This is a genomic window from Streptomyces sp. NBC_01525 (genome assembly GCF_045040405.1).
Taxonomy (GTDB): Bacteria; Actinomycetota; Actinomycetes; order Streptomycetales; family Streptomycetaceae; genus Streptomyces; species Streptomyces benahoarensis.
Genome location: NZ_CP109397.1, coordinates 6,684,499 through 6,705,644, shown reverse-complemented (window position 1 = coordinate 6,705,644; position 21,146 = coordinate 6,684,499). Strand labels below are relative to the sequence as shown.

Here is a 21,146-nt window from a genome sequence, read left to right as displayed (position 1 = left end):
GAGGCAGGTGCGAGTGATCCGGGTACTGGTGGTGGACGACGAGGCGTTGGTCCGGTCCGGCTTCGAGCTCATCCTGAACGCCTCGGACGACATCCAGGTCGTCGCGACATCGATCGGCAGGGACGCGGTCGACACCGTACGGCGCGAACACCCCGACGTCGTCCTGCTCGACATCCGCATGCCCGACGTCGACGGTCTGAGTGTGCTGCGCGAGCTGCGGACCCTGCCCGAGGGGCCGGTGGTGGCGATGCTGACGACCTTCGACACCGACGAGTACATCCTCACCGCGCTGCGGTCGGGCGCTGCCGGGTTCCTCCTCAAGGACACCGAACCCGGCCAACTGCCCCAGCTGGTCCGCACCCTCGCGGCGGGCGGCGTCGTCCTTTCCCCCAAGGCGTCCCGTGCCCTCCTGCACGACCACCCCGAGCAGGGCGGCATCGACGACGCCGAGGCCGCCCGCGTCAACCGGCTCACCGACCGGGAGCGCGACGTACTGGTCCTGATCGCGGAAGGTCTGTCCAACGCCGACATCGGTGCGCGCATCCACCTCAGCGCGGGCACCGTCAAGGACCACGTCAGCGCGATCCTCACCAAACTGCGGGTCGCCAGCCGCGTCCAGGCTGCCCTCCTGGCCCAGCGGGCCGGGCTGCTGGACGGACCGGAGGGGCAGCGGTGACCCGCCGGTCCGTGCCCTACTGGCTCGTCAATGCGGCAGTCATCGTCCTCGCCGCCCTGGACGCCTGGCTCATAAGCCCCGCTGCCCCTACCCCGGTCCACCTGGCGCTCACCGCCCTGGCCTGCGGATCGCTCGCCCTGCGGCGGCGATTTCCACTGCTGGTGTTCGTCCTCACCCTCCCGGCCACCGTGATCGCGGAACTGGTGGTCGTCCCGTTCGCCGCCTTGTACACCCTGGCCGACACTTCTCGTAACCGCCGGCTCATCAGCGCCTGCGCCGTCGTCTCCGCCGCCGTCGGCACCGTGCCCTGGCCGCTGTCCGGCTTCGAGGGCCACACCTGGACCTTCGTCAGCTTCGTCTACACCCTGGCCACCGCCGCCGCGCCGGTCCTGCTCGGCCAGCTCGTCCAGGCCCGCCGCGACCTCGCGCTCCGGCTGGCGGAGATCGGCGAAGTCCGCGAGCACGAACGGAAGTTGCATGCCCAAGCCGTCCTGGCCCGCGAACGCACCCAGCTCGCCCGGGAGATGCACGACGTCGTCTCCCACCAGGTCAGCCTGATCGCGGTACGCGCCGGAGCCCTCCAGGTCGCGGCCAAGGACCCGGACGCCCAGGACGCCGCCCGCACCATCCGCACACTCAGCGTCAACACTCTGGACGAACTGCGGCACATGGTCACCCTGCTGCGCACCTCCGGCCACCGCTCCGCCGAGCTCACGCCGCAACCCACCCTCGCCGACCTGCGTCAGCTCCTCGACACCAGCGGTATCGAGACCGAGGTGACCGGCGAGCTGCCCCCCGACATCAGTGCCCCGGCCCAGCGGGCGGTCTACCGCACCGTTCAGGAATCCCTGACCAACGTACGCAAGCACGCCCCCGGCGCCCGTGCGACCGTGCGGCTGTGGCATGACGCGACGCATTTCGGCGTCGACGTCACCAACACGCCGCCGACCCGCCCGGCCCTGCCCCTGCCCAGCTCCCACCATGGCCTGGTCGGTCTCGGCGAACGGGCCGAGCTGCTGGGAGGCACCCTGACTTTCGGGCCGACGCCTGAAGGCGGATACGCGGTGCGGCTGCGCGCCCCCAGACAGACGGAGTGAAGCGGGCGCTGTGGTTCGTCCGGGCACCCGCGAGCGGGTGCCCTTCCGGCTCCACGTACATCGCCCATCCACACAGCAGACACCGGCTCTGCCCGGCCCCGATCACTTGCCCTGCAGTGGTCCCTCTCCCCCGCCGGCGCGCAGTTCGGCGGCGAAGTCCGCGAACCAGGCCAGCATGTCGGGCCGGGTCACGGCGCCTTCCGTGCTGACGTCGGTGACACGTGCGCCCTGGAGGATGTGTTTGACCGGGACCTCCAGCTTCTTTCCCGTGAGGGTGCGGGGCACCGCCTCGATGGGGACGACGACGTCCGGCACGTGCCGGGGCGACAGGCTCTGCCGGATCGCGCCGACGATCTCGTCGCGCAGGGCGTCGTCGAACCCGGTCCCTTCCGCGGGCACGACGAAGAGCGGCATGCAGTAGCGGCCGTCGGACAGCTCGGCGCCGATGACGAGGCTGTCCGCGATCCGCGGGAGCGCTTCGACGACGGCGTAGAGATCGGCCGAGCCCATCCGCACGCCCATGCGGTTGAGCGTGGCGTCGGAGCGTCCGGCCACCACGACGGAGAGGTCGGTGTCGACGGTGGCCCAGTCGCCGTGCCGCCACACTCCCGGATAGACGTCGAAGTAGCTGCTCTTGTAGCGCTCGTCGCCAGGGTCGTCGACGAAGTACAGCGGCATCGACGGCAGTGGTGCCGTCACCACCAGCTCGCCTTGCTGCCCGGTGCGCGGCTGCCCCGTGGCGTCCCAGGACGCGAGGGCCACCCCCAGGGCGGGCCCGGAGATCCGGCCCGTGCGCACCGGCAGCAGCGGGGAGCCGCCGGCGAGGACCGAGCAGATATCGGTACCACCGCAGATCGACTGGAGCCGGGCGTCGGGGGCGAGCAGGCCGCAGACCCAGTGCCAGGTGCTGTCGGGCATCGCCGAGCCGGTCTGCAGGATGGACCGCACCGCGCGCAGGTCCGTCTCGGCCGCCGGATGGGCGCCCGCCTTCTCCGCGGCCATCAGGTAGGCGGCGCCGACGCCGACCATCGTCGCGCCGGTGCGTGCGGCGATCCGCCAGACCCCGTTGATGTCGGGGTGGGTGGGGCTGCCGTCGTACAGGACGAGAGTGGTCCCGTGCAGCAGGCCCGCGACCATGAAGTTCCACACCATCCAGCTGGTGGAGGTGTGAAAGAAGTAGCGGTCGTCCGCGCGCAGGTCGACGCCGAGGCCGAGGGCCTTGAACAGTTCGACGACGATGCCGCCGTGGCCGTGCACGATACCCTTCGGCAGGCCTGTGGTGCCCGAGGACCATAGGATCCACAGCGGGTGATCGAACGGGACATCGGCGAAGGCCGGTTGGGCCTGCCGACCGGACAGTGGGGTCCATCTGTGCTGTGTCACGTCCGGCCGCCGCGACCATGCCGGACCGTCCTCGGACGCGTACAGACGGTCGACGGCGACGAGGTGGCGGACCGTGGGCAGGCCGTCCAGGATCTCGGCGGCGTGCGGGCGCCGGTCGTACTCCTTGCCCCCGTAGCGGTAGCCGTCCGCGGCCACCAGGACCGTCGGCCGCGCCTGGCGCAGCCGCGCGAGCACGCTCGGCGTGCCGAAGTCCGGCGAGCAGACCGTCCAGGTCGCGCCGACGGCAGCAGTGGCCAGGAGGGCGACCACGGCCTCCGGGATGTTCGGCAGGTACCCGGCGACACAGTCGCCGGGGCCCACGCCCATCTCACGGAGGGTGGCGGCCACGCCCGCCACTTCGCTGGTGAGCCGTTCCCACGAGATCGCCTGGGGGGCGCCGGTCTCGGACACGGCGATGAGCGCGGGGCGTTCGTCGGTGGCGTGGGCGAGGCACTGGCGGGCGAAGTTGAGGCGCGCTCCGGTGAACCAGTGCGCGTCGGGCATCGTTGCGTCGGCGAGCACCTCGTCGTAGTCGCTGACGCCGTCCAGGCCGTAGTACTCCCAGACGGCGGACCAGAAGCCGGGCAGGTCGTCGGTGCTCCACCGCCACACGTCGGCGTAGTCGGTGAAGGACAAGCCGCGCTCCTTCTCCAGCCATCGCAGGAAGTCGGCGATGTTGGAGCGGCCCGCGCTCACACGCGCGTCCCGGTGTCCGAGGCCGTGCGGCAGCCGAGCTCCTGGAGGAGCTCCAGGGCCCGGGGCCAGTCCCCGTACCCCGATGCGGGGTTGAGGTGTCCGACGGGGCCGAGGTCCACCAGGCGGCTCTCCCAGGCGTGGGCCAGTTCGACGACGCGGCCGAGGCGGGCCAGGGGGTCGTTCGTGCTGGCCGCGACGATGCTGGGGAACGGCAGGGGCGTCATCGGGGTCGGCAGCCAGCCGTTGTCGCGCAGCTTCTGCGGCGAGGGGTGGCCCTCCGGGAGCGGGGTGTCGAAGTCCGGCGGTGTCGCGAGCAGCGCGCCGCGCACCGTGTGATGGTGCCGGGCGGCCCAGTGCACGGTGGTATGCACGCCGGCGCTGTGCGCGACCAGCACGACGGGTCCCTGGATGCCGGACAGTACGTCATTCAGGGCCGTCACCTGCGCCTCACGGCTGAGCCTGAGGTCCGTCAGGGGCGGCACGGTCACGGCGCCGGTGATCCGTGCCGCGAGGGCCGTCTGCCAGTGGTCGGGGACATGGTCGCGCAGGCCGGGGACGAGCACGACGGTGGGCGGGGGTGCGGGGTTCATGTGCGGAGCTCCGTTTTCCTCAAGGGCCGGGCCGTGGCCGCGGCGAGGCCCTTGTCGTAGTGGTGCCGGCCGACGGCGAACGCGAGTCCTGCCACGAGGGAGACGAGCGGGACAACGCGGAGTGCGGCGTCCAGGCCCAGGTGGTCGGCGAGCATGCCGGTCACCGCGGGCCCGGGGGCCAGTCCGAGCAGACTGTTGGCGAGGGTGAGCGTGGCCATGGCCGTCGCCGCGACGGCGGCCGGGGTCAGGCTCACCACCATGGCGGCGGCAGGTCCGGCGGTGGCGTTGGACAGCAGTGTGCCGACAGCGATGAGGACGAGTTGCAGTGCACCGGGAGGGAGTTGGAACCCTGCCGTGAGCAGGATCAGCGACCCGGCACTGCAGACGATGGCGACGGTCCACTTGAGAGGGGGGTTTCCGCGTCCGAGCCGGTCGCAGACCATACCGCCGCCGACCATGCCGATGCCGGTGATCAGCGCGAAAACGCCGGCGGCGAGTCCGGCCTTGGCGGGCGCCAGGCCGTAGTAGCGATCGAGGAAGCTGGGCATCCAGGCCAGCAGCGCCATCGCGAGGAACATCTGGAGGCCGCTGCCGACATAGGCGCACAGCACGGAGACGGAGGAGAACAGCCGTGGCAGGAGCGTCCGCAACGGTCCCCTGGTATCCGGTGCGCCGCCGAGTCCGACGACGACCGATGCCAGTTTCCGCTCCGTCACGACGACGCCGTAGACCGCTGCCAGGACCAGTCCGAACAGGCCCATGACGGCGAACGTCCAGCGCCAGCCCAGGTGTTGGGCCACGACACCGCCGATCGACACGCCGAGTACGGATCCGAAGGCGCCGCCCGCGATGAACGTGCCGGAGAGGGTGGCCCGCAGCCGTGCCGGGAACACGCTCAGCACCACGGCGATGCCGACGCTCCCGTAGGCCGCCTCACCCACGCCGACCATGAAACGGCCCAGGAACATCTGGCCGTAGCTCGCGGCGACGGCGCACCCCAGGGTCGCCAGGCTCCACACCACCGCAGCCACGACCAGGCTCCTGACCCGGCCCCAGCGGTCGGCGAGCAGCGACAGCGGGAAGGTCAGCACGCCGACCATCAGGGCGACGATGCCGCTCAAGGAACCCAACTGGGCGTCGGAGAGCACCCATTCGGCCTTCAGCAGCGGGAACACCGCGTTCAGGACCTGCCGCGACATGTAGTCGGACAGCAGCAGTCCGAAGCTGAGGGCGAACACCAGCCACGCGTAGCCGCGGGTCATCGGCTTACGCGGGCCGGTCACCGGCGACCCCGGCACGCTCCATCTTGCGGACGGCAGGCCAGTAGTCCTGGACGGCGTAGTGCTGGGTGGAGCGGTTGTCCCAGATGGCCACGCTGTTCTCGGTCCAGCGCCAGCGGACCTGGTACTCGGGGACCGCCGCCTGGCTGATCAGGTAGTTCAGCAGGAGGTTCGCGCCGGGGGCGTGGTCCTGGCCGAACCGGACGTTCTCGGGGGTGTGATGGTTGACGAAATGGGTGGTGAAGGCATTGACGAAGAGGATCTTCTCCCCGGTCTCCGGGTGGGTGCGCACCACCGGGTGCTCCGGGTCCGGGTAGCGGGCCTTGAGCCGGTGGCGCTGTTCCCTCGGCATGACCGCGCCGAAGGTTGCCTCGATGCTGTGCCGGGCACGCAGGCCGGCGATCTGCGTGCGGATGTGCTCGGGGAGCCTGCGGTACGCCTCGGCCATGTTCACCCAGATCGTGTCGCCCCCCACCTCGGGGGTCTCGACACAGCGCAGCACGGCGCCCATGGGCGGACAGTCGCGCCAGGTCGCGTCGCAGTGCAGGGCGTTCTCGTAGTGCTCGGGCTTGCTGTCCCGGTCCTTGTAGATGCGGACGAGGCCAGGGTGGTCGGGGTCGCTGCCGAGAACCGGGTGGTCCTCCAGCGGGCCGAGGCGGGAGGCGAAGGCGACGTGCTCGGCCCGGGTCATGTCCTGGTCGCGCAGGAACAACACCTTGTGGCGGAGCAGAAGTTGTTTGATCTCGGCGAAGAGAGTGTCGTCACGGGCCGCGTCGCCGAGCTGGACGCCGTGCAGTTCGGCTCCGATGGTGCAGGTCAGCGGTGTGGCCTGGATCCGGGTCCGGGTGGAGTTCTGCGTCATTGCGCTCTCCTGGAGTGACTTGGGGGAATCAGGGCTCAGGGAATCAGGACGGAAGAGCCCGTGGTGCGGCCCGCCTCCAGCGCGCGGTGCGCCGCCACGGCGTCGTCGAGGGCATAGCGCTGGTTGACGCGTATCGCGATCCGGCCGGCGGCGACGTGATCGAACAGTTCGCCGGCCAGTGCGTCCCGCTCCGCCGGCTCGGCGATGTAGTCGGCCAGCGCGGGCCGGGTCACGAACAGCGAGCCGTGGACGGCGAGTTGCATCGCGTCGAGCGGTGGCACTCCGGATGCCGTACCGAAGCACACCAGCAGGCCGCGGCGGCGGAGCGAGGCCATGGACCCGGCGACGGTGTCTTTGCCGATGCTGTCGAGGACGAGGGGCACGCCTGCCCCCTCGGTCAGCTCCCGCACGCGCGCGGCGACGTCCTCGCGGCGGTACAGGATCGTGTGGTCGCAGCCATGGGCACGGGCGAGTTCGGCCTTCGCCTCCGTGGAGACCGTGCCGATCACGGTGAGGCCGAGCAGCTTCGCCCACTGGCAGATGATCAGGCCGACACCGCCCGCGGCGGCGTGCAGCAGGACCGTGTCGCCGGGCTTCAGCGGATGGATCCGGCGCAGCAGGTAGGCGGCGGTGAGGCCGCGCATGGTCATCGCGGCGGCGGTCTCGCAGTCGATGCCGTCGGGCAGCCGGATCAGCGGGTCGGCGGGCATGATCCGTTCGGTGCTGTAGGCGCCGAGCGGGCTGCCGGTGTACGTGACGCGGTCGCCCTCGGCGACGTGGGTGACGTCGGCGCCGACGGCCTCGACGATGCCGGCGCCCTCGACGCCGAGACCGGCGGGCAGCGGCGCCGGGTAGAGGCCGGTGCGGAAGTAGGTGTCGGCGAAGTTGAGGCCGATGGCCTCGTGCCGGACGCGGACCTGTCCGGGGCCCGGGTCACCGACGGTGACCCGTTCCCGCCGCAGGACGTCGGGGCCGCCGGTCTCATGGAAGCGGATGGCGTGTGCCACGGGATGCTCTCTTCGTTCGGGGGTGGTCAGCGGGTCGTGTCGCGGAGCATGAACCCGCGCTGTCCGGGACGCCGGTTGGGCACCATGCCGAGCCGGGCCAGGGTCTGGTCGGTGTCGGCGTAGTACTCGCCGATGTGGTAGATCTCCTTGGCCTCCGTGCCGCTCGCGATGTCACGGCCGAGGGCGTCGGCGATCCGGACCATCTGCTCGACCTGACGGACGGAGCCCATGCGCTCGCCCTTGCGCGCCCACAGGTTGTCCTCGTTGCCCACGCGGACGTGTACGCCGAGGGCGATGGCGATGGCGTTCATGGGGGCGACGGCGCGCATCGAGGACTCGATGGTGAGGACGGCTCCGTCGGGAACGCGGCGGACGAACTCGATCAGGTCGGCGGGGTGGCGCCCGGCGAACCCGCCGCCGATGGCCACGTAGTTGAGGACCAGGGGACCCGTGTACACGCCGCTGCGGATGAGGCGCTCAACGGTCTCCAGCTGCGCCATGGTGGCGAGTTGGAAGTGCGGTTGGACGTCGTTGGCGTGCAGGCGCCTCAGGTGTTCGAGGTAGAAGTCGGGACCGGCCTCGACGACCATGTCGCGGTAGGCCTTGTAGTAGTCGGGCTTGGCGATGGAGGTGCCGGCCAGGTCGTCGTCCGTCATGATCTCGACGATGTTCATCTGGCTGGTGTTGATGGCGATCGTCACCTGGTCGGGGCGTGGGGTGAGTTCGGCCAGCAGGTGACGGGTGTCGTAGCTCAGCCATTTCGCCTCGGCGCCCTCGTCCTCGGGAGCGAACGAGATGGATCCCCCGATCTGCAGGACCATGTCCGGAACGGCCTCGCGCAGCCGTCCGAGCAGGTCGTTGAACATGGACATGCGCTTGGAGCCGTGGCCGTCCAGTTCACGTACGTGGATGTGGAGCACGGTGGCGCCGGCGTTGTAGCAGTCGACGGCGGCCTGGACGTGTTCATCCATGGTCAGCGGGAGGTCGTCGGCGTCGCCGGGGAGCCACTCCGGGCCGTAGGGAGCGGCCTGGATCACCAGCTTCTCCTGGTTCTCGGGCAGCAGGGAGTCGTCGAGGAAGTGCATGGGTCATCTCCTGGGAAGCAGCCGCGGAGGGCGGATGGACATCGGGCACCAACCGGACCAACTCGTGTTGTCCGCAAGGGCGTTGCTCGAAGAGGAGCTGCGATGTCCCTTGCGGTACGGCCACGTTAGGAGCGGGTTACGCGACGTGCTTCACCGGAGGTGACAGGAGACTTGTCACTTGGGGACAGGGCCGGTGGCCGCCCGGCGGGTGCGCCACTCGCGTGCACTGATGCCGAACTGGTCACGGAACCAGCGGGAGAAGGCGCTGGGGGCGGAGAAGCCGAGCAGGCCGGAGATCTCCGTCAGGGAGCGTCGCGGGTTCGCCACCATCTGCTCCGCCAGCCGGGTGCGCGTGGCGTTGACGAGCGAGGAGAACGTCTCGCCGGACGCGGCCAGATGCCGGTGGACGGTCCTGCGGTCGACACCGAGGCTCCCCGCGACCTGTTCCATCGAGCAGCGTCCGGTCGGCAGCAGGACCTCGATCAGCTCACGCACCCGGTCCAGCTCGGTGGTCTCCGAGGCCACCGCGATGGAATCGAAATACTGGCGGGCGTAGCCACGCAAGAGGGGATCCGACATCGAATTGGGAGTGTCGAGATCGGTGGCGTAGAAAACAAGGCCGTTGAATTCCCGGTCGAATTCCACCACTGGCCCGAAGTGGCGACGGTGCGCTGCGATGTCGTGAGGGGCTCCGTGGGTGAAACACACGGACACCGGCCGCCAGCGGGCACCGAGGAAGACCCGCAGAAAGCCATGGAAGGCACCCACGGCCAGCTCGACGGCCTGCCGTGCCTGGCGTACCTCACCCAGCTCCAAGCTCACCTTGACGGTGGCGAGTCCGTTCGTCTCGGTGAGCCGGCTGCGCAGCATCTCGTTGCACATGCGCTCGTGGCGGACCAGGAGCCGGATGACGCTGCGGACATCGGGTTCTTCACGCAGGACGAGGCTGATGGGCCCGAGATTCGAGAAGCGGCGACGCTCCGCGAGAAGCAAGCCGAACTCCTCTCGGCGGGCGGCCACAGCGGAGAGTTCGAGGAGCTCGGTGACGGCGACGCCGGAGATCCATCGGTCCTGGACGGCAAGCCCGACCGGATCGAGGCCCACCCGCTTCATCAGGGTGCGCGGATCGATACCGAGGGACTGGCTGAGCTCTATGTAGCTGTTCAGTGCTGCGTTGCGGACCAGTGGCTTCATCGGGGCGCTCCAGGGCTCTGTCCCAAATTGATAAGCCATTCGTCCCGTCAGGTCAAGCGATGCGTCAGGCCGTGACCTAGCGTGGCACCACCGCGGAGCCCTCACGGAATTCCGGCACAAAACACCTTGGCAAAGCCTCAGCATTTCGCAAAGCCCTCACCACCGGCTCGAATTCATGGATGGATGCAGGATTCCACCCCAGGTGTCACGGAATGCGCCGATGAAGAGAGGAGAAGCGTGGTGCGCGGGCCATCGGCAGCGTTTCCCCCTGGGGCCTGCCATGCGACGGGCCTGAGGCCCCCGACAACGAGGAAGCCACATGACCGACCTGTTCGCACTCCTGGCCCGAGCCGTCCGGTCCCACGCCGACCGGACGGCCGTGCGGCAAGGTGGTGCCCAGCTCACGTACGCCCAACTCGACGACATGACCGCCCGGTTCGCCGCGCTCCTGCGTGCCGAAGGGCTGCGAGCGGGCGACCGCGTGGCGGTGGCCCTGCCCAACGTCATCCACTTCCCCGTCGTGTACTACGGCATCCTGCGCGCCGGTGGCGTGGTGGTCTCGATGAATCCGCTGCTGAAGTGCGGCGAAATGACCTTCGTGCTCCGTGACTGCGGTGCCCGTCTGGTGGTTGCCTCCCCCTCCTGCTCGGACGAGGCCGCACCGGCGGCGGCGCAGGTCGGTGCGGAGTGCCTGGTCACGGATCCGGTGGTGTTCACCGCGATGCTGCACGCGGCTCCGCCGATGACCGGAGCGGCCTGCGGCACCGACGACGACACCGCGGTGATCCTGTACACGTCCGGCACCACGGGGACTCCGAAAGGTGCGGAGCTGACGCATCGCAACCTCGTGAGCAATGCGCTGACAACGGCGCAGACGCTGCTGCGCGTGGGGCCTGACGACGTCCTCTTCGGCGGCCTCCCCTTGTTCCACGCGTTCGGACAGACCTGTGCCCTCAACACCGCGGTCGCGGCGGGCTCCTGCCTGACCTTGCTGCCCCGCTTCGACGCGGCCGAAGCTCTGGAGACACTGCACCGGGACCAGGTGACCGTCTTCCTGGGGGTGCCCACGATGTACAACGCGCTCCTCCGGAACGGAATCGGGCAGCCCCTGCCGCGGCTGCGCCTGGCGGTCTCGGGCGGCGCCTCGCTGCCCGTCGAGTTGTTGCACGCCGCCGAGCGGGAACTGGGCGTCACCGTGCTGGAGGGCTACGGCCTCTCGGAAACGTCCCCGGTGGCCTGCTTCAACCCGCCGGACCGGCCCCGCAAGGCCGGCTCCATCGGGCTTCCCGTTCGCGGGGTCGAGCTGCGGCTCGTCGCGGACGACGATTCGCCGGTCGGCCCCGGCGAGGTCGGCGAATTGGCGATCCGGGGCACGAACGTCATGAAGGGATACTGGAACCGGCCTGACGCCACCGCACACGCCTTGCGTGACGGGTGGTTCCACAGCGGCGATCTCGCTCGTGTCGACGAGGATGGCTACTACTTCGTCGTCGACCGCAAGAAGGACCTCGTCATCCGCGGCGGTTATAACGTGTATCCGCGCGAGATCGAGGAGATTCTGTACCAGCACCCGGACGTCACGGAGGCCGCAGTGGTCGGTGTTCCCGACCCCGCGCACGGTGAGGAGATCGCCGCCGTGCTGGTTCTCCGGCCCGGCGCCCGCACGACGCCGGACGAACTGCGCGACTACGTCAGACAGCGGGTGGCTGCCTACAAGTACCCGCGGATCGTGCAGTTCGTCGCCGCATTGCCCAAGGGAGCGACCGGCAAGATCCTCAAGCGGGACATCGTGGTCGCTCCGCCGAAGCCCCTGGACACCTGACTGTCACGGCCGGTGCTGCCGAGGACTTCTACGGCACTCGCTCGGCGCGGGAGGTCCGATCGCCCGCGCCGCCTCTTCGCAACGGTGGAGGTGCACAGGGTGTCCAGCCCCCCGGTTCGATCCCGGACGCCACGGCCGCTCGTGCCTCTCGGTCGGTGAGGAGCGGCAGGCGCTCGCCGTCGGGGACGGAGACGTCGTCCATGAGGTCCAGCATCCGCGTGTCCAGGTCGTCCATGCCCAGGCAACGGCGGCCCCGGGCCGCCGCGTCACGGCCTCCCGTCTCGCGGTCGTCTGCGGGACGTGAGTGAGACGTTTCCAGAACGTCAGGGGCCCCGGCAAAAGTGGTGTCCACACCGCGGGAACGGCGCAGAGACGTCCCGCACGAAACGCAGGGGACCGATCATGCGTACTTCCCGGATTCGTACCGTCACCCTGGCCGCCGTCACTGCCGCACTGGCACTGGGCCTGACCGCCTGCGGCGGCGCGGACAACGGCACCAAGAGCGACGCCGCCGCCCCGCAGAGCCGGTCCGCGTCCGGCCAGGACGCCAAGGGCAGCTCGGCGCAGGCCAACAGTGGCAAGGACGCCAAGGGGCAGACGGAGTCGGCATCGGCGTCGGGCGGCCAGAGCGCCTCCGCGGGCAACGGCGGAACCACCACGGCGGACGGCCAGTGCGTCGGCGACGAGCTGATGGTCACCGCGGAGCACCGCTTCGCCGGTCAGCAGGGTGACCACCTGCTGATCACCGCGGTGAACAAGGGCTCCAAGCCGTGCTGGGTCACCTCGTACCCGTCCGTCAAGCTCAACGACGAGGGCGCCGCGCTGCCGCTCTCGAAGAAGGCGGAGGGCGGCGACCGGCAGATCACGCTCCAGCCCGAGGGCAAGGTCTACAGCGCGGTCAACCTCTTCGACTACGGCTCGAACAACCAGAGCGGCACCTCGTTCTCCATGGCACTGCGCGACCAGAACGGCCACGAGCAGCCCGCGTACTCCGTCGACGTCAAGGGCGAGAAGCCGCAGTTCACCTGGAACGAGGCCGACGTCCTGAACTGGAACACCAAGAAGCCCTACGACTTCTGACCGTGCCGGGGCGACCTGGCAGCGACACTCGGCACGGCGGCGTCGAGCGAGGCGCGGCGCCCGGGCGACGGCCACCCGGCAGCGAGGCAGCATCGACGGGCGGCCGCAACGGCATGCCCCTGCGCGGTGGCCACACGCAATGGGCCTACCGTCCTCACGCCGCTCAGCGCCGGGCCGACGCCTGCCCGCCCCGCCCCAAGCCCGGCAGGATCAGCCGGAACGCCGAGCTGCTGGACTTCATCCAAGCCGCCCTCGCCATGCGGTGGAGCCCGGAACAGATCTGCCAGGCCCTTCGCAGACGGTTCCCCGACATGCCTCGTCCCTACTGAGGTGCCGTCAGGCGGTGGCCGAAATGAGGTGGGCTTGTCGCATCCTGGCGAACTCCACCATCTGCTGAGCCATGAGCGTCAGCTGGTCCTGGACATGGGTGTCGTCACACTGTCCGTCGTGGCCGAACATCGTCGTCCTGCTGCTGACCGCCACGCCGATCGGCGTGGGCCATCCACGCAGGGCGTGCGTGATGTCGCGAAGCGTGGACAGAGTGGAGACGGCGCCCTGCCAGCCCTGGCCGACGGCTATGCAGCCCACGGCCCTTCCGCTGAGGTACGGGCGGCTGTCCTCGCGTAGCTCCTCCAGGTGGTCGAGAGCGTTTTTGACCAGACCGGAGACGGTCCCGTGATAGGCGGGGCTCGCGACTACCACGGCGTCGGAATCCGCAACCTCGCGGATCAGCGTGGTGGCATGCTGGTGGATCACCTCCGTCCGGGCGGTGTACAGCGGCATGGTGAGCTCCGCACCGTTGATCAGTCGAACATCCGCCCTCAGGTCTTTCGCCGCGTTCAGGCAGACCTGGAGGGCGCGTTCCACTGTCGATCCTGGACCGGACGAGCCACCGATTCCCACGATCTTGATTCCTGGTTGCACGCGACATCCTTCGGCATGATCAATGAGCCGGCCCGGGCGGTCGGCGGCGCGTGGGGACCGGCCACCGCGCGGCGCAGGCCTCCTCTTCCACGAAGCGATCGGGTCAGGTCTGCGGCTGCAGGAATTCCGAGAACCGGGCGGTGATCCCCTCAAGGTGGTCGGTAACCCGCGGCGGAGGCGGCGTGGTGTCAGCCGTCACCAGGCAGTGGACGAATACAGGCGCGCCCAGGTTCTCCAGCTCGCTCCGGAGCGTCTTCTCCAGGCCCTCCTCGGAGTCCACGGTGTGGGTCCGGGAGAACCCGCACGCGCGCGCCCAGGCAGGCAGGTCCACGGAACGGCCGGGGGAACACTGCCCGCCGGTCGAGTCGTAGACCCCGTCGTCGAGGACCAGCTGGATCAGCGGCAGGTCCTGCCGCGCGCCCGCCATGATCAGCCCGACGGGATTCATCAGGAGGCTCCCGTCGCCGTCCACCACCAGGGTGGTCCGGCCGGAGGACAAGGCGATACCGGTGCCGAGCGACAGGGCCAGCCCCATGGATCCCGTCATGTAGAAGTGGTTCCGCTGCGCGGAAACGGCGCCGATGCGGGAGATGAACCCGGTGGTGAACACCGTCGGCAGGCCGGGGGCCGTGGCGAGTGCGACCGCGACGGCCGCTGTCTTGGTCATGGTCATGGTGCTATGCCTTCCAGGCGAACTCGTCCGGCCGGATGAGGAATGCGAAGGGCTGGCGCTTCTCCTTCACCACGCTGCCAGCCAGCTCCATCTGCCGGGCCGCGCCCTCGCCGGTCAGATACTCGTAGTCGATGCCGAGGCCCTCCAGGACGGGCTCGGTGAGCCGCCCCATCGGGAGGTTCTCGGTGGTGGTGTCCGGGGGTGTCCCACGCATGCTGACCACCAGCAACATGGGGATCCGGTACGGCACGACCAGCGAGGCAAGCGCGTTGACCGACTGTCCGAAGCCGGAGTTCTGCATCAGCACAACTGGGGCGGCGCCCGCCAGACTCGCTCCGGCGGCGACGCCGACGGCATTGTCCTCGCGCGCCACGACATGGTAATCGGCGCCTGTCTCCAGCAGGGACAGCAAGGGTGCCAGGACGCCACAGGGAGTACCGAAAAACGGGCCGAAGCCGTTCGCGGTCAGTCCCTCGTACACGGCGGACTCCGAACTGGTCGGGCGCTCTGTCCCGGTCTCGTGTGGCATGTCTCTCTCCTTCGGACTGGTCATGTATCAGTCACCCCCGAGCCGCCGGGCTTCGTCCAAGTGATCGCGGGAGCCGAGGACCTCCCAACGTTGCAGGGCCAGCGGGACGTTTCCCTCCCGCCACAGGCGGTCGTGGAAGGCGGAGAGGCTGAAGGCAGCCCCCTCCCGCTGGGCGTAGGCGGTCAGCAGATCGAGTACCTGGGCCTTGCCCGCCAGGTAGCTCAGGCCCAGCCCGGGGCGGCTGGCGTAGAAGGCGGTCTCCTCCCACGCCGTCCGACGGTCCATCGGGACCAGCTCGGCCAGCTGGCTGGTCGCCTCATCGAGCGTCAGCTCCCCCAGGGCGAGGCCCAGATCGATCCCCACCCGCAGCGCGCGCAACCGCATCGCGTTCACGACGAACCGTTTACTGGCCGGAGCGTCGTCGAACAGGCCGGCGGTCAGGGCGATTTCCTCCGTGTGGAAGGCGACACCCTCGTTGGCGGCTGAGTCGTAGTAGCGACGACGCACCGGATTCACATGCCGCGCGGACAGGGCAAGCTGCCAGGCATGGACTCCTTCATGGACGATGCCCACGCGCGGGTCCCGGGCCTCGGCCAGCTGGAAGTACGGCAGATCCGGCCGAGGCTCGGGGATGTAGCGAAGCGCATCCTCGTCCCACCCCGCCTGCACAGCGGTGTAGTGCTGTACGCCGAGCCAGGTCAACGGCTCCAGGTGGGCCGGCACCGGGGCGTTGCGGTAGTGCCGGAGGTCGTCGGGCAGGTTGACGATGCCCTCCTTCCTCAGGAACCCCCGGACGTCCTGCTCATCCGCCCGTTGTCGGCTGATCTGTTCAGAGGTGTCAGCAAGCAGTGGCGGAGCGGCTGGCTCCCCATGGCGGTACAGGACAAGCTCGGCTGTCGTTGCTCGGGCGTACTCCCGGCGGCCCAGTTCGCGCAGCTGGTCCACCGAGTAGGGGAGCAACGCGACATGGTGCAGGAAGTAGCGGAACGCCTCGCGGCCCGGGCTGAATGCCTCGGTGAAGGTCGGCAGCATCGCCCGCAGCCACTGCCGGTAGTCGACCAAGCCTCGCTGCGCAGCCGTCGTGGCGGCGTCCAGCTCCGCCGCCACCGCCGTCGGCAACGACCGGGCGAGGGCTCCAATTCCCGCTCCCAGTGCCTCGTCGGCGGTGTCGAGCAGCCGCAGGGCGTACTCGGCGAGTGGTGCGGCGGCGCGACCAGCCAGGTTGAGCCTGCCCTGGGCGAGGATCTCCGGCACTCGGGCCAGCAGGTCCGCCACCACCCTCGCCTGCCCATCGGCGGCGGGCCGCAACAGGTGGTGATAGACCGGCAGCAGGGCCTGGTCGAGGTAGAAGACCGCGTTGCGCTGCCAGTCCCGCAGAAGGTGCAACTCCCAGTGGACGCGGGCCAGCGCCGAGCCGATCAGCTCGGCGTCCACCTGCAGTGGTACGGGCTCGGCCGACAGGTCGAGGCTGCCAAGGCGGCGGGTGAACCCGGACAGGACCCTGCTCCGCTCGGCGACCGAATCCGGCGACCAGTCCGGCAGCCAGCCGTCCGGGCGCTCGACGCGGTTGAGGTCGTCGTAGCAGTCGGGCTGGGTGGCTTCGCGCCATGTCCAGAACTCCTCCGCCAGTACGCGGAGAGCGTTCGCTGCGCTGCTCATCACTGGTCTCCCCGGTTGCCGGTCAGGATGTAAGCGATACGTTGTAGGTGCGCATCCAGCGGTCGACCTCGATGAGCGGCAACAGCAGGTGCAGATTGTCCGCCATCGTCATCATCTGGGTCCGGCCCAAGGCGAGTTCGCGCACCTTGGGCAGGTCCAGCAGCCCGGCCAGCGGGGAGGAGCCGTCGTCGAGCACACGGTTCAGCGCGACGCGCACTGCCTTGGCGTGAGCCGGCGAGAAGGTGGCAGGGAAGGCGCTCTTGCGCCGCAGTAGCACTTCCTGAGGGAGCAGGTCGGCGACTGCGGCGCGCAGCAGGCTCTTCTCCCGCCCGTCGGCGACCTTCATCTTCCACGGCACATTCCACACGTATTCCAGCAGCGTGTGGTCGCAGAACGGGACCCGCACCTCCAGACCGAGCGCCATGCTCATCCGGTCCTTGCGGTCCAGAAGGTACAGCAGCGGGCCCTGAAGGCTCAGATAGAGGACCTCACGCATCCGGGCCTGAAGACCGGACTCACCGGTCAGCCGCGGCACCCGGGCCCGCATCGTGGCGTATCGGTCGCGCTCGTCGTCCGCGGGGCGTATCCGGGCCCGGACGTCCGGGGCGAGGCAGTCGGTCAGCCGGGGCGCGTTACCGAGCCAGGGGAAGGTGTCGCCCCACACGGTGGCCTGGTCGAAGAACCAGGGATAGCCGCCGAAGACCTCGTCGGCGGCCTCGCCGGAGAGCGCGACCGTGGACTGCTCCCGGATCGCCTGGAACAGCAGGTACATGGAAGCGTCGAACTGACCAAGGCTGGGCAGATCGCGAGCGGCCAGCGCGGCGGGCACGACCCCGGTCAGCGCTTCCGGGTCCAGGGTGATCGAGGTGTGGTCGACGCCGATGTGCGCGGCGGCGGCCAGCGCGAAGGGGGCGTCCTGCTCCGGGCGCAGGGCCGTGGGGCGGAAGTCGTGGTCGGCGCCGTCGAAGTCGACCGAGAAGGACCGTAAACCCGGCGCGTGGTGCCTGGCCCCCAGTGCGGTGACCGCAGAGGAGTCCAAGCCGCCGGAGAGCAGGGTGCACAGCTGCACGTCCGCCACCAGTTGGTGGGCGACGGTGTCTTCCAGGATCTCCCGGACCCGGTGCACGGTGGTGTCCTGGTCCTCGTGATGTTCCTGGCTGACCAGTCGCCAGTAGGGCGTCTCGTGCGCCCCGGAGCGGTCCGCCCGGATCAGGTGCCCGGGCTGCACCTGGCGCAGGTCGGTGTAGGGGGTCTCCCAGGGCATGGCGAGCCTGGGGTTGAAGAGGATGGGGAGCTTGTCCTCGCTGGTGCGCGCGGTGAACAGCGGATTGGCGAGGATTGCTTTGGGCTCGGAGGCGAACAGCACACCCCCGTGGTAGGCGTAGTAGTAGAGCGGTTTGACGCCCAGCCGGTCGCGGACCAGGAGCAGTTCCTCCCGGGCGGTGTCCCAGATCGCGAAGGCGAACATGCCGGTCAGCCGGTCGACGAAGCCTGCCCCCCACTCCAAGTAGGCGTGCAGGATCACCTCGGTGTCGGAGGCCGTGGTGAATCGGTGGTTCCGGGCGAGCAGTTGAGCCCGAAGCTCGCGGTAGTTGTACAGCTCGCCGCTGTACGTCAGCACCACTGGGGCCTCGCTGCCGCGCCGGTGTGCCGTCATGGGCTGCTTGCCACCCTCGAGATCGACGATGGCGAGGCGCCGGTGGCCGAGGCCCGCGTGCGGTGCGAGCCATATGCCGTCGGCATCGGGGCCGCGCCGGTGCAGGGTTCCGGTCATGGCCTCCAACATCGGGCGTTCGGTGGTGAGATCCCGGGTGAAGTCGATCCAACCGGCAATGCCGCACATCGTGGCTCCTTGAGGGATGGCGTGGACGAGTCAGGAGAGGGGTGGTTGCCCGGCGGGATTGCGGTGGGGGGACCGGGGCAGACCGGCGAGGAACTCGTCGAGGTCGACAGTCCGGTGGCCGCTCACGCCCGGGCACTCCCAGCGCAGGTCCAGCCGGGCTGGCCGGACCGGGTCACGGAAGTAGACCGCTTCGATGCCGGGGCCGGTCCCCAGCGTCAGTACGGGGTTGGCCGTGAGTAGGTCCCGGACCTCTGGGGTGTCGCGTAGGACCCGCAGGATGAGCCGCTTCTCCCGGAAGTGGTTGTCGGGCAGGGCGACTTCGGGGTGCATCTTGCGCTTGAACTGGAAGATGCCCTTGCTCAGGAACGGCTCGCAGCCGGAGAGGTCGACCCGGGTCAGGCCGTGTTCGGCGGCCCACTGGAGTATCAGCACGTACATTGCCATGTATGTGCCCGAGCGGTAGGGGGCCTCGCCGCCGGCCTCGACGCCGGCGAGCCGGAGGACCAGGGTCCGCCCCTCCAGTCGGCACAGCATCCCCGCCACCCGTCGGCCCGACTCGCAGAGGAAGAACAGCACACCGCGCCGGAAGAGGCAGACGCGGGCTCTCTCCCGCTCCTCCGAGCGGGCCGCGTCGCGGTGCCGGCTCCACATGGTCGGCCGGTGCATGCTGTCGTAGAAGGCATCGAAGTCGGCGTCGGCGGCGGCCACTTCCAGGGTGCGGGAGCGGGACCGAATTTCCCGGCTGTGCTGTTGTCGGGCTTTGCGCGAGAGCCGCTTGAGGACGTCCTGCGGGTTGGGGCCGACCGGTACGGACAGGTTGATCCGGAAGGGCAGCAGCAGACCGTGGCGCGGCGGCTGGCGCGGGACGTCGCGCCGCAGCATGCCGACCGTGAGGAGGTCCGCATCGCGGGCGGCACGGCCGCTGGCCAGTTCCGCCCAGGTGGTGCGGTGATGGCTCTGGTCGGAGTCGGTGCCACGGCGCTGTTCGAGGAAGGGGAGAACGTGTGTCAGGCCATGCTGCAGTCCGCCGTAGGCCAGGGTCGGGCCCCGGCCGGCCGGCCGGGACACGGTGACGGACGGCCGGGCCGCGGCGGCGGCCAGGCCATGTGCGCGCACGACGAGCGGATCGGCGCTGTTGTTCCAGGCGTACCGCCAGTTCGGGGGAATCAACCGTGCCTCACCACGCTCCGCAGAACGGGCGGTGGCCGTGGGACGGAACACGCGCCTGAGGCCAGGAGGCGCGGTCACCAAGCGCCCGTGCGGCCCCGCGGTCCGTGGAACTCTGCGTCGTTCGGTGCATCGCTGTCAGCTCCAGGGTCGGCGGCTACGCGTGCGCGGCTGCGAGGACGGCCCGCGCGAGACCGTTGACGGTGTCGACGCGCGTGAGGTGTTCCTCGCGCAGCGCGGGAAGAAGTTCGTCGCTGTAGTACCCGGAGCCGTGCACCACGACCTCGGTGTCCGGGGCCAGCAGGCCCCGCTCCCGGGAGACGAGCACCCCGGTCAGCGCCTTGACCAGCGACCACTCGCGGATCAGCGTCGGGTCGGCAGTGATCGCGATGCCCGCGTTGGCGGCCAGCGCCCGCACCTGGTCGAACCGCTCCAGGCACTCCCGCCGGGAAACCACGATTCCGCCGCCACCGTGGTGGGCGACGATCTCGTTGATCTTCGCCCGGGTGGGCGGCTCCTTGGTGTAGAAGGTGGCGTCGATCACCTCCTTCGGGTTGTCCGTGACGGCCGGGAACTCCGGGGCCGCGTCCTGGCGCCACACCCCGGCAGCCTCGTCGTGCTCGTAGTCCGGCACCTTCATACCGAGCAGGCTGGTCACCATGTCGGCCGTGGCGAGCTGCTGGACCAGGTAGAACCCGGGGTGCCGGGCAGGCGCGGTGCGTCCGGGCAGGCCCTCGGTGAGCAGCCGGTGCCCAAGGTGGTAGCCGAGCAGCCCGAAAGCGCTTGAGACGGAATGCACGTGCACGCGCGGAGCGGATTCGGCGGTGATGGGCAGCAGCTCCGCCTCGGCGAAGGCGCGCGTGGCGTCGGCGATCCGGTAGTTGTCGAGGTCGAGGGTGTACCAGATGCGGAAGCCGGTGGTGTCCAGGATCTCGGCGGCGTGCCGTTCGACGACCTCGCTGCTGAGCAGCTTGACGTCGGCCGGCTGATCGACGCGGGCCAAGACCACCGGGTTGGCCGTGCGCAAGGTCTGGTCCCCGGCCAGCGCACAGTCGCGCAGCTTGCTGCGCGAGGCATCGGGGGCAAGCATCACGATGCGCAGCTCGTCGGGGGAGGCCAGTCCGGTTGCGTAGGCCCGGGCCACGGCGTCGCGCAAGGCCGTCCCCTTGTTGCCGGAGGTCGGTGTGAAGAGCAGCACCCGCTCGCCGGTACGGCGGATGTGGGCCGCCGCACGGGCGATCATGAGCAAGGAGGCCATGGTCTTGGTGGTCCTGGCGCCCGGGTTGCGCATGAGGTCGAGGATGTGGGTCCGCGACTCCACCTGGGTGAGCCCGATGTCGGTGACCTCGGTGAACGCCGCGAAGGCAGGGTGCTTCTCGGCGAGTTCCAGCGGGATCTCCGGCTCGGTGGCCCGCTCGGCGCCTACCTTCCGGGCAGCAGTCCGGACCTCTTCGAAGTAGCGGTCAAGCGCGTTGTGCACGACCTGGCCTGTGCTGGTAGCGCGGCCCGTTTCAGACACGGCGGATCCACTCCTTTTGGAAGCTGTTGCATACCTGTATCGCTTACATCGCTGGGTCGA

At 69.8% G+C, this 21,146-nt stretch carries 18 protein-coding genes; 4 read left to right on the top strand and 14 right to left on the bottom strand.

Annotated elements, in window-relative coordinates; translation table 11 throughout:
- The first annotated feature begins 13 nt into the window (after positions 1-13).
- The gene (locus OG422_RS28890) at positions 14-676 is read left to right on the top strand and encodes a response regulator transcription factor (protein ID WP_251076363.1); all 663 of its coding nucleotides are present in this window, start codon (positions 14-16) and stop codon (positions 674-676) included.
- Complete coding sequence (locus OG422_RS28885; protein WP_405747119.1) at positions 673-1,773, top strand: histidine kinase; 1,101 nt, start codon at positions 673-675, stop codon at positions 1,771-1,773. Before OG422_RS28890 ends, OG422_RS28885 begins: the two co-directional genes overlap by 4 nt.
- A 102-nt stretch (positions 1,774-1,875) precedes the next feature.
- On the opposite strand, the gene OG422_RS28880 is transcribed toward OG422_RS28885, so the two are convergent.
- The 7 genes from OG422_RS28880 to OG422_RS28850 form a co-directional block, all read right to left on the bottom strand.
- Complete coding sequence (locus OG422_RS28880) at positions 1,876-3,852, bottom strand: acetoacetate--CoA ligase (protein ID WP_405747117.1); 1,977 nt, start codon at positions 3,850-3,852, stop codon at positions 1,876-1,878.
- Positions 3,849-4,442 (bottom strand): RBBP9/YdeN family alpha/beta hydrolase, encoded by a 594-nt coding sequence (locus tag OG422_RS28875; protein WP_405747115.1) that lies wholly within the window; start codon positions 4,440-4,442, stop codon positions 3,849-3,851. Before OG422_RS28875 ends, OG422_RS28880 begins: the two co-directional genes overlap by 4 nt.
- Positions 4,439-5,725, bottom strand: coding sequence for an MFS transporter (locus tag OG422_RS28870; RefSeq protein ID WP_405747113.1), 1,287 nt, complete (start codon positions 5,723-5,725; stop codon positions 4,439-4,441). Before OG422_RS28870 ends, OG422_RS28875 begins: the two co-directional genes overlap by 4 nt.
- Entirely contained in the window at positions 5,709-6,584 is an 876-nt protein-coding gene (locus tag OG422_RS28865) for a TauD/TfdA dioxygenase family protein (RefSeq protein WP_405747111.1), read from the bottom strand. The genes OG422_RS28870 and OG422_RS28865 overlap by 17 nt, the downstream gene beginning before the upstream one ends.
- A gap of 35 nt (positions 6,585-6,619) precedes the next feature.
- Positions 6,620-7,591: a quinone oxidoreductase family protein gene (locus tag OG422_RS28860; protein ID WP_405747109.1), complete on the bottom strand. Its 972-nt coding sequence runs from the start codon at positions 7,589-7,591 to the stop codon at positions 6,620-6,622.
- 26 nt (positions 7,592-7,617) lie between these two features.
- Positions 7,618-8,676, bottom strand: a complete 1,059-nt coding sequence (locus OG422_RS28855) for a 3-keto-5-aminohexanoate cleavage protein (RefSeq protein ID WP_405747107.1) — start codon at positions 8,674-8,676, stop codon at positions 7,618-7,620.
- Between the two features lie 174 nt (positions 8,677-8,850).
- Entirely contained in the window at positions 8,851-9,870 is a 1,020-nt protein-coding gene (locus OG422_RS28850) for an AraC family transcriptional regulator (protein ID WP_405747105.1), read from the bottom strand.
- Positions 9,871-10,189: 319 nt separating this feature from the next.
- On the opposite strand from OG422_RS28850, the gene OG422_RS28845 reads away from it, so the two are divergent.
- The gene (locus OG422_RS28845) at positions 10,190-11,692 is read left to right on the top strand and encodes a long-chain-fatty-acid--CoA ligase (protein ID WP_405747104.1); all 1,503 of its coding nucleotides are present in this window, start codon (positions 10,190-10,192) and stop codon (positions 11,690-11,692) included.
- 402 nt (positions 11,693-12,094) lie between these two features.
- Entirely contained in the window at positions 12,095-12,772 is a 678-nt protein-coding gene (locus tag OG422_RS28840; RefSeq protein WP_405747102.1) for a DUF4232 domain-containing protein, read from the top strand.
- A 336-nt stretch (positions 12,773-13,108) separates the two neighbouring features.
- On the opposite strand, the gene OG422_RS28835 is transcribed toward OG422_RS28840, so the two are convergent.
- From OG422_RS28835 to OG422_RS28805, 7 genes are all read right to left on the bottom strand, one after another.
- On the bottom strand, positions 13,109-13,696 hold the full coding sequence (locus OG422_RS28835; RefSeq protein ID WP_405747100.1) for an NADPH-dependent FMN reductase: 588 nt from the start codon (positions 13,694-13,696) through the stop codon (positions 13,109-13,111).
- A 103-nt stretch (positions 13,697-13,799) separates the two neighbouring features.
- Positions 13,800-14,363 (bottom strand): thiamine pyrophosphate-dependent enzyme, encoded by a 564-nt coding sequence (locus tag OG422_RS28830; protein ID WP_185993785.1) that lies wholly within the window; start codon positions 14,361-14,363, stop codon positions 13,800-13,802.
- Between the two features lie 10 nt (positions 14,364-14,373).
- Positions 14,374-14,898, bottom strand: coding sequence for a thiamine pyrophosphate-binding protein (locus OG422_RS28825; protein ID WP_185993786.1), 525 nt, complete (start codon positions 14,896-14,898; stop codon positions 14,374-14,376).
- Positions 14,899-14,925: 27 nt separating this feature from the next.
- Positions 14,926-16,557 (bottom strand): DUF885 family protein, encoded by a 1,632-nt coding sequence (locus OG422_RS28820; protein ID WP_405747097.1) that lies wholly within the window; start codon positions 16,555-16,557, stop codon positions 14,926-14,928.
- A 22-nt stretch (positions 16,558-16,579) separates the two neighbouring features.
- Positions 16,580-18,400 carry an asparagine synthase (glutamine-hydrolyzing) gene (gene asnB / locus OG422_RS28815; RefSeq protein ID WP_405747096.1) on the bottom strand — a complete coding sequence of 607 codons (1,821 nt, stop codon included), beginning with the start codon at positions 18,398-18,400 and terminating at the stop codon, positions 16,580-16,582.
- 30 nt (positions 18,401-18,430) lie between these two features.
- A complete protein-coding gene (locus tag OG422_RS28810) occupies positions 18,431-19,621 on the bottom strand; it encodes a GNAT family N-acetyltransferase (RefSeq protein WP_405747095.1) in 1,191 nt (396 codons plus the stop codon).
- Positions 19,622-19,724: 103 nt separating this feature from the next.
- Positions 19,725-21,086 carry a DUF6002 family protein gene (locus tag OG422_RS28805; RefSeq protein WP_405747093.1) on the bottom strand — a complete coding sequence of 454 codons (1,362 nt, stop codon included), beginning with the start codon at positions 21,084-21,086 and terminating at the stop codon, positions 19,725-19,727.
- Between the last annotated feature and the right edge of the window lie 60 nt (positions 21,087-21,146).

Bases quoted from the DNA above. Each gene is read 5' to 3' on its own strand.
- OG422_RS28865 (WP_405747111.1), bottom strand. From the start codon at position 6,584: ATGACGCAGAACTCCACCCGGACCCGGATCCAGGCCACACCGCTGACC.
- OG422_RS28825 (WP_185993786.1), bottom strand. From the start codon at position 14,898: ATGCCACACGAGACCGGGACAGAGCGCCCGACCAGTTCGGAGTCCGCC.
- OG422_RS28875 (WP_405747115.1), bottom strand. From the start codon at position 4,442: ATGAACCCCGCACCCCCGCCCACCGTCGTGCTCGTCCCCGGCCTGCGC.
- OG422_RS28830 (WP_185993785.1), bottom strand. From the start codon at position 14,363: ATGACCAAGACAGCGGCCGTCGCGGTCGCACTCGCCACGGCCCCCGGC.
- OG422_RS28855 (WP_405747107.1), bottom strand. From the start codon at position 8,676: ATGCACTTCCTCGACGACTCCCTGCTGCCCGAGAACCAGGAGAAGCTG.
- OG422_RS28845 (WP_405747104.1), top strand. From the start codon at position 10,190: ATGACCGACCTGTTCGCACTCCTGGCCCGAGCCGTCCGGTCCCACGCC.
- asnB (WP_405747096.1), bottom strand. From the start codon at position 18,400: ATGTGCGGCATTGCCGGTTGGATCGACTTCACCCGGGATCTCACCACC.
- OG422_RS28820 (WP_405747097.1), bottom strand. From the start codon at position 16,557: ATGAGCAGCGCAGCGAACGCTCTCCGCGTACTGGCGGAGGAGTTCTGG.
- OG422_RS28850 (WP_405747105.1), bottom strand. From the start codon at position 9,870: ATGAAGCCACTGGTCCGCAACGCAGCACTGAACAGCTACATAGAGCTC.
- OG422_RS28840 (WP_405747102.1), top strand. From the start codon at position 12,095: ATGCGTACTTCCCGGATTCGTACCGTCACCCTGGCCGCCGTCACTGCC.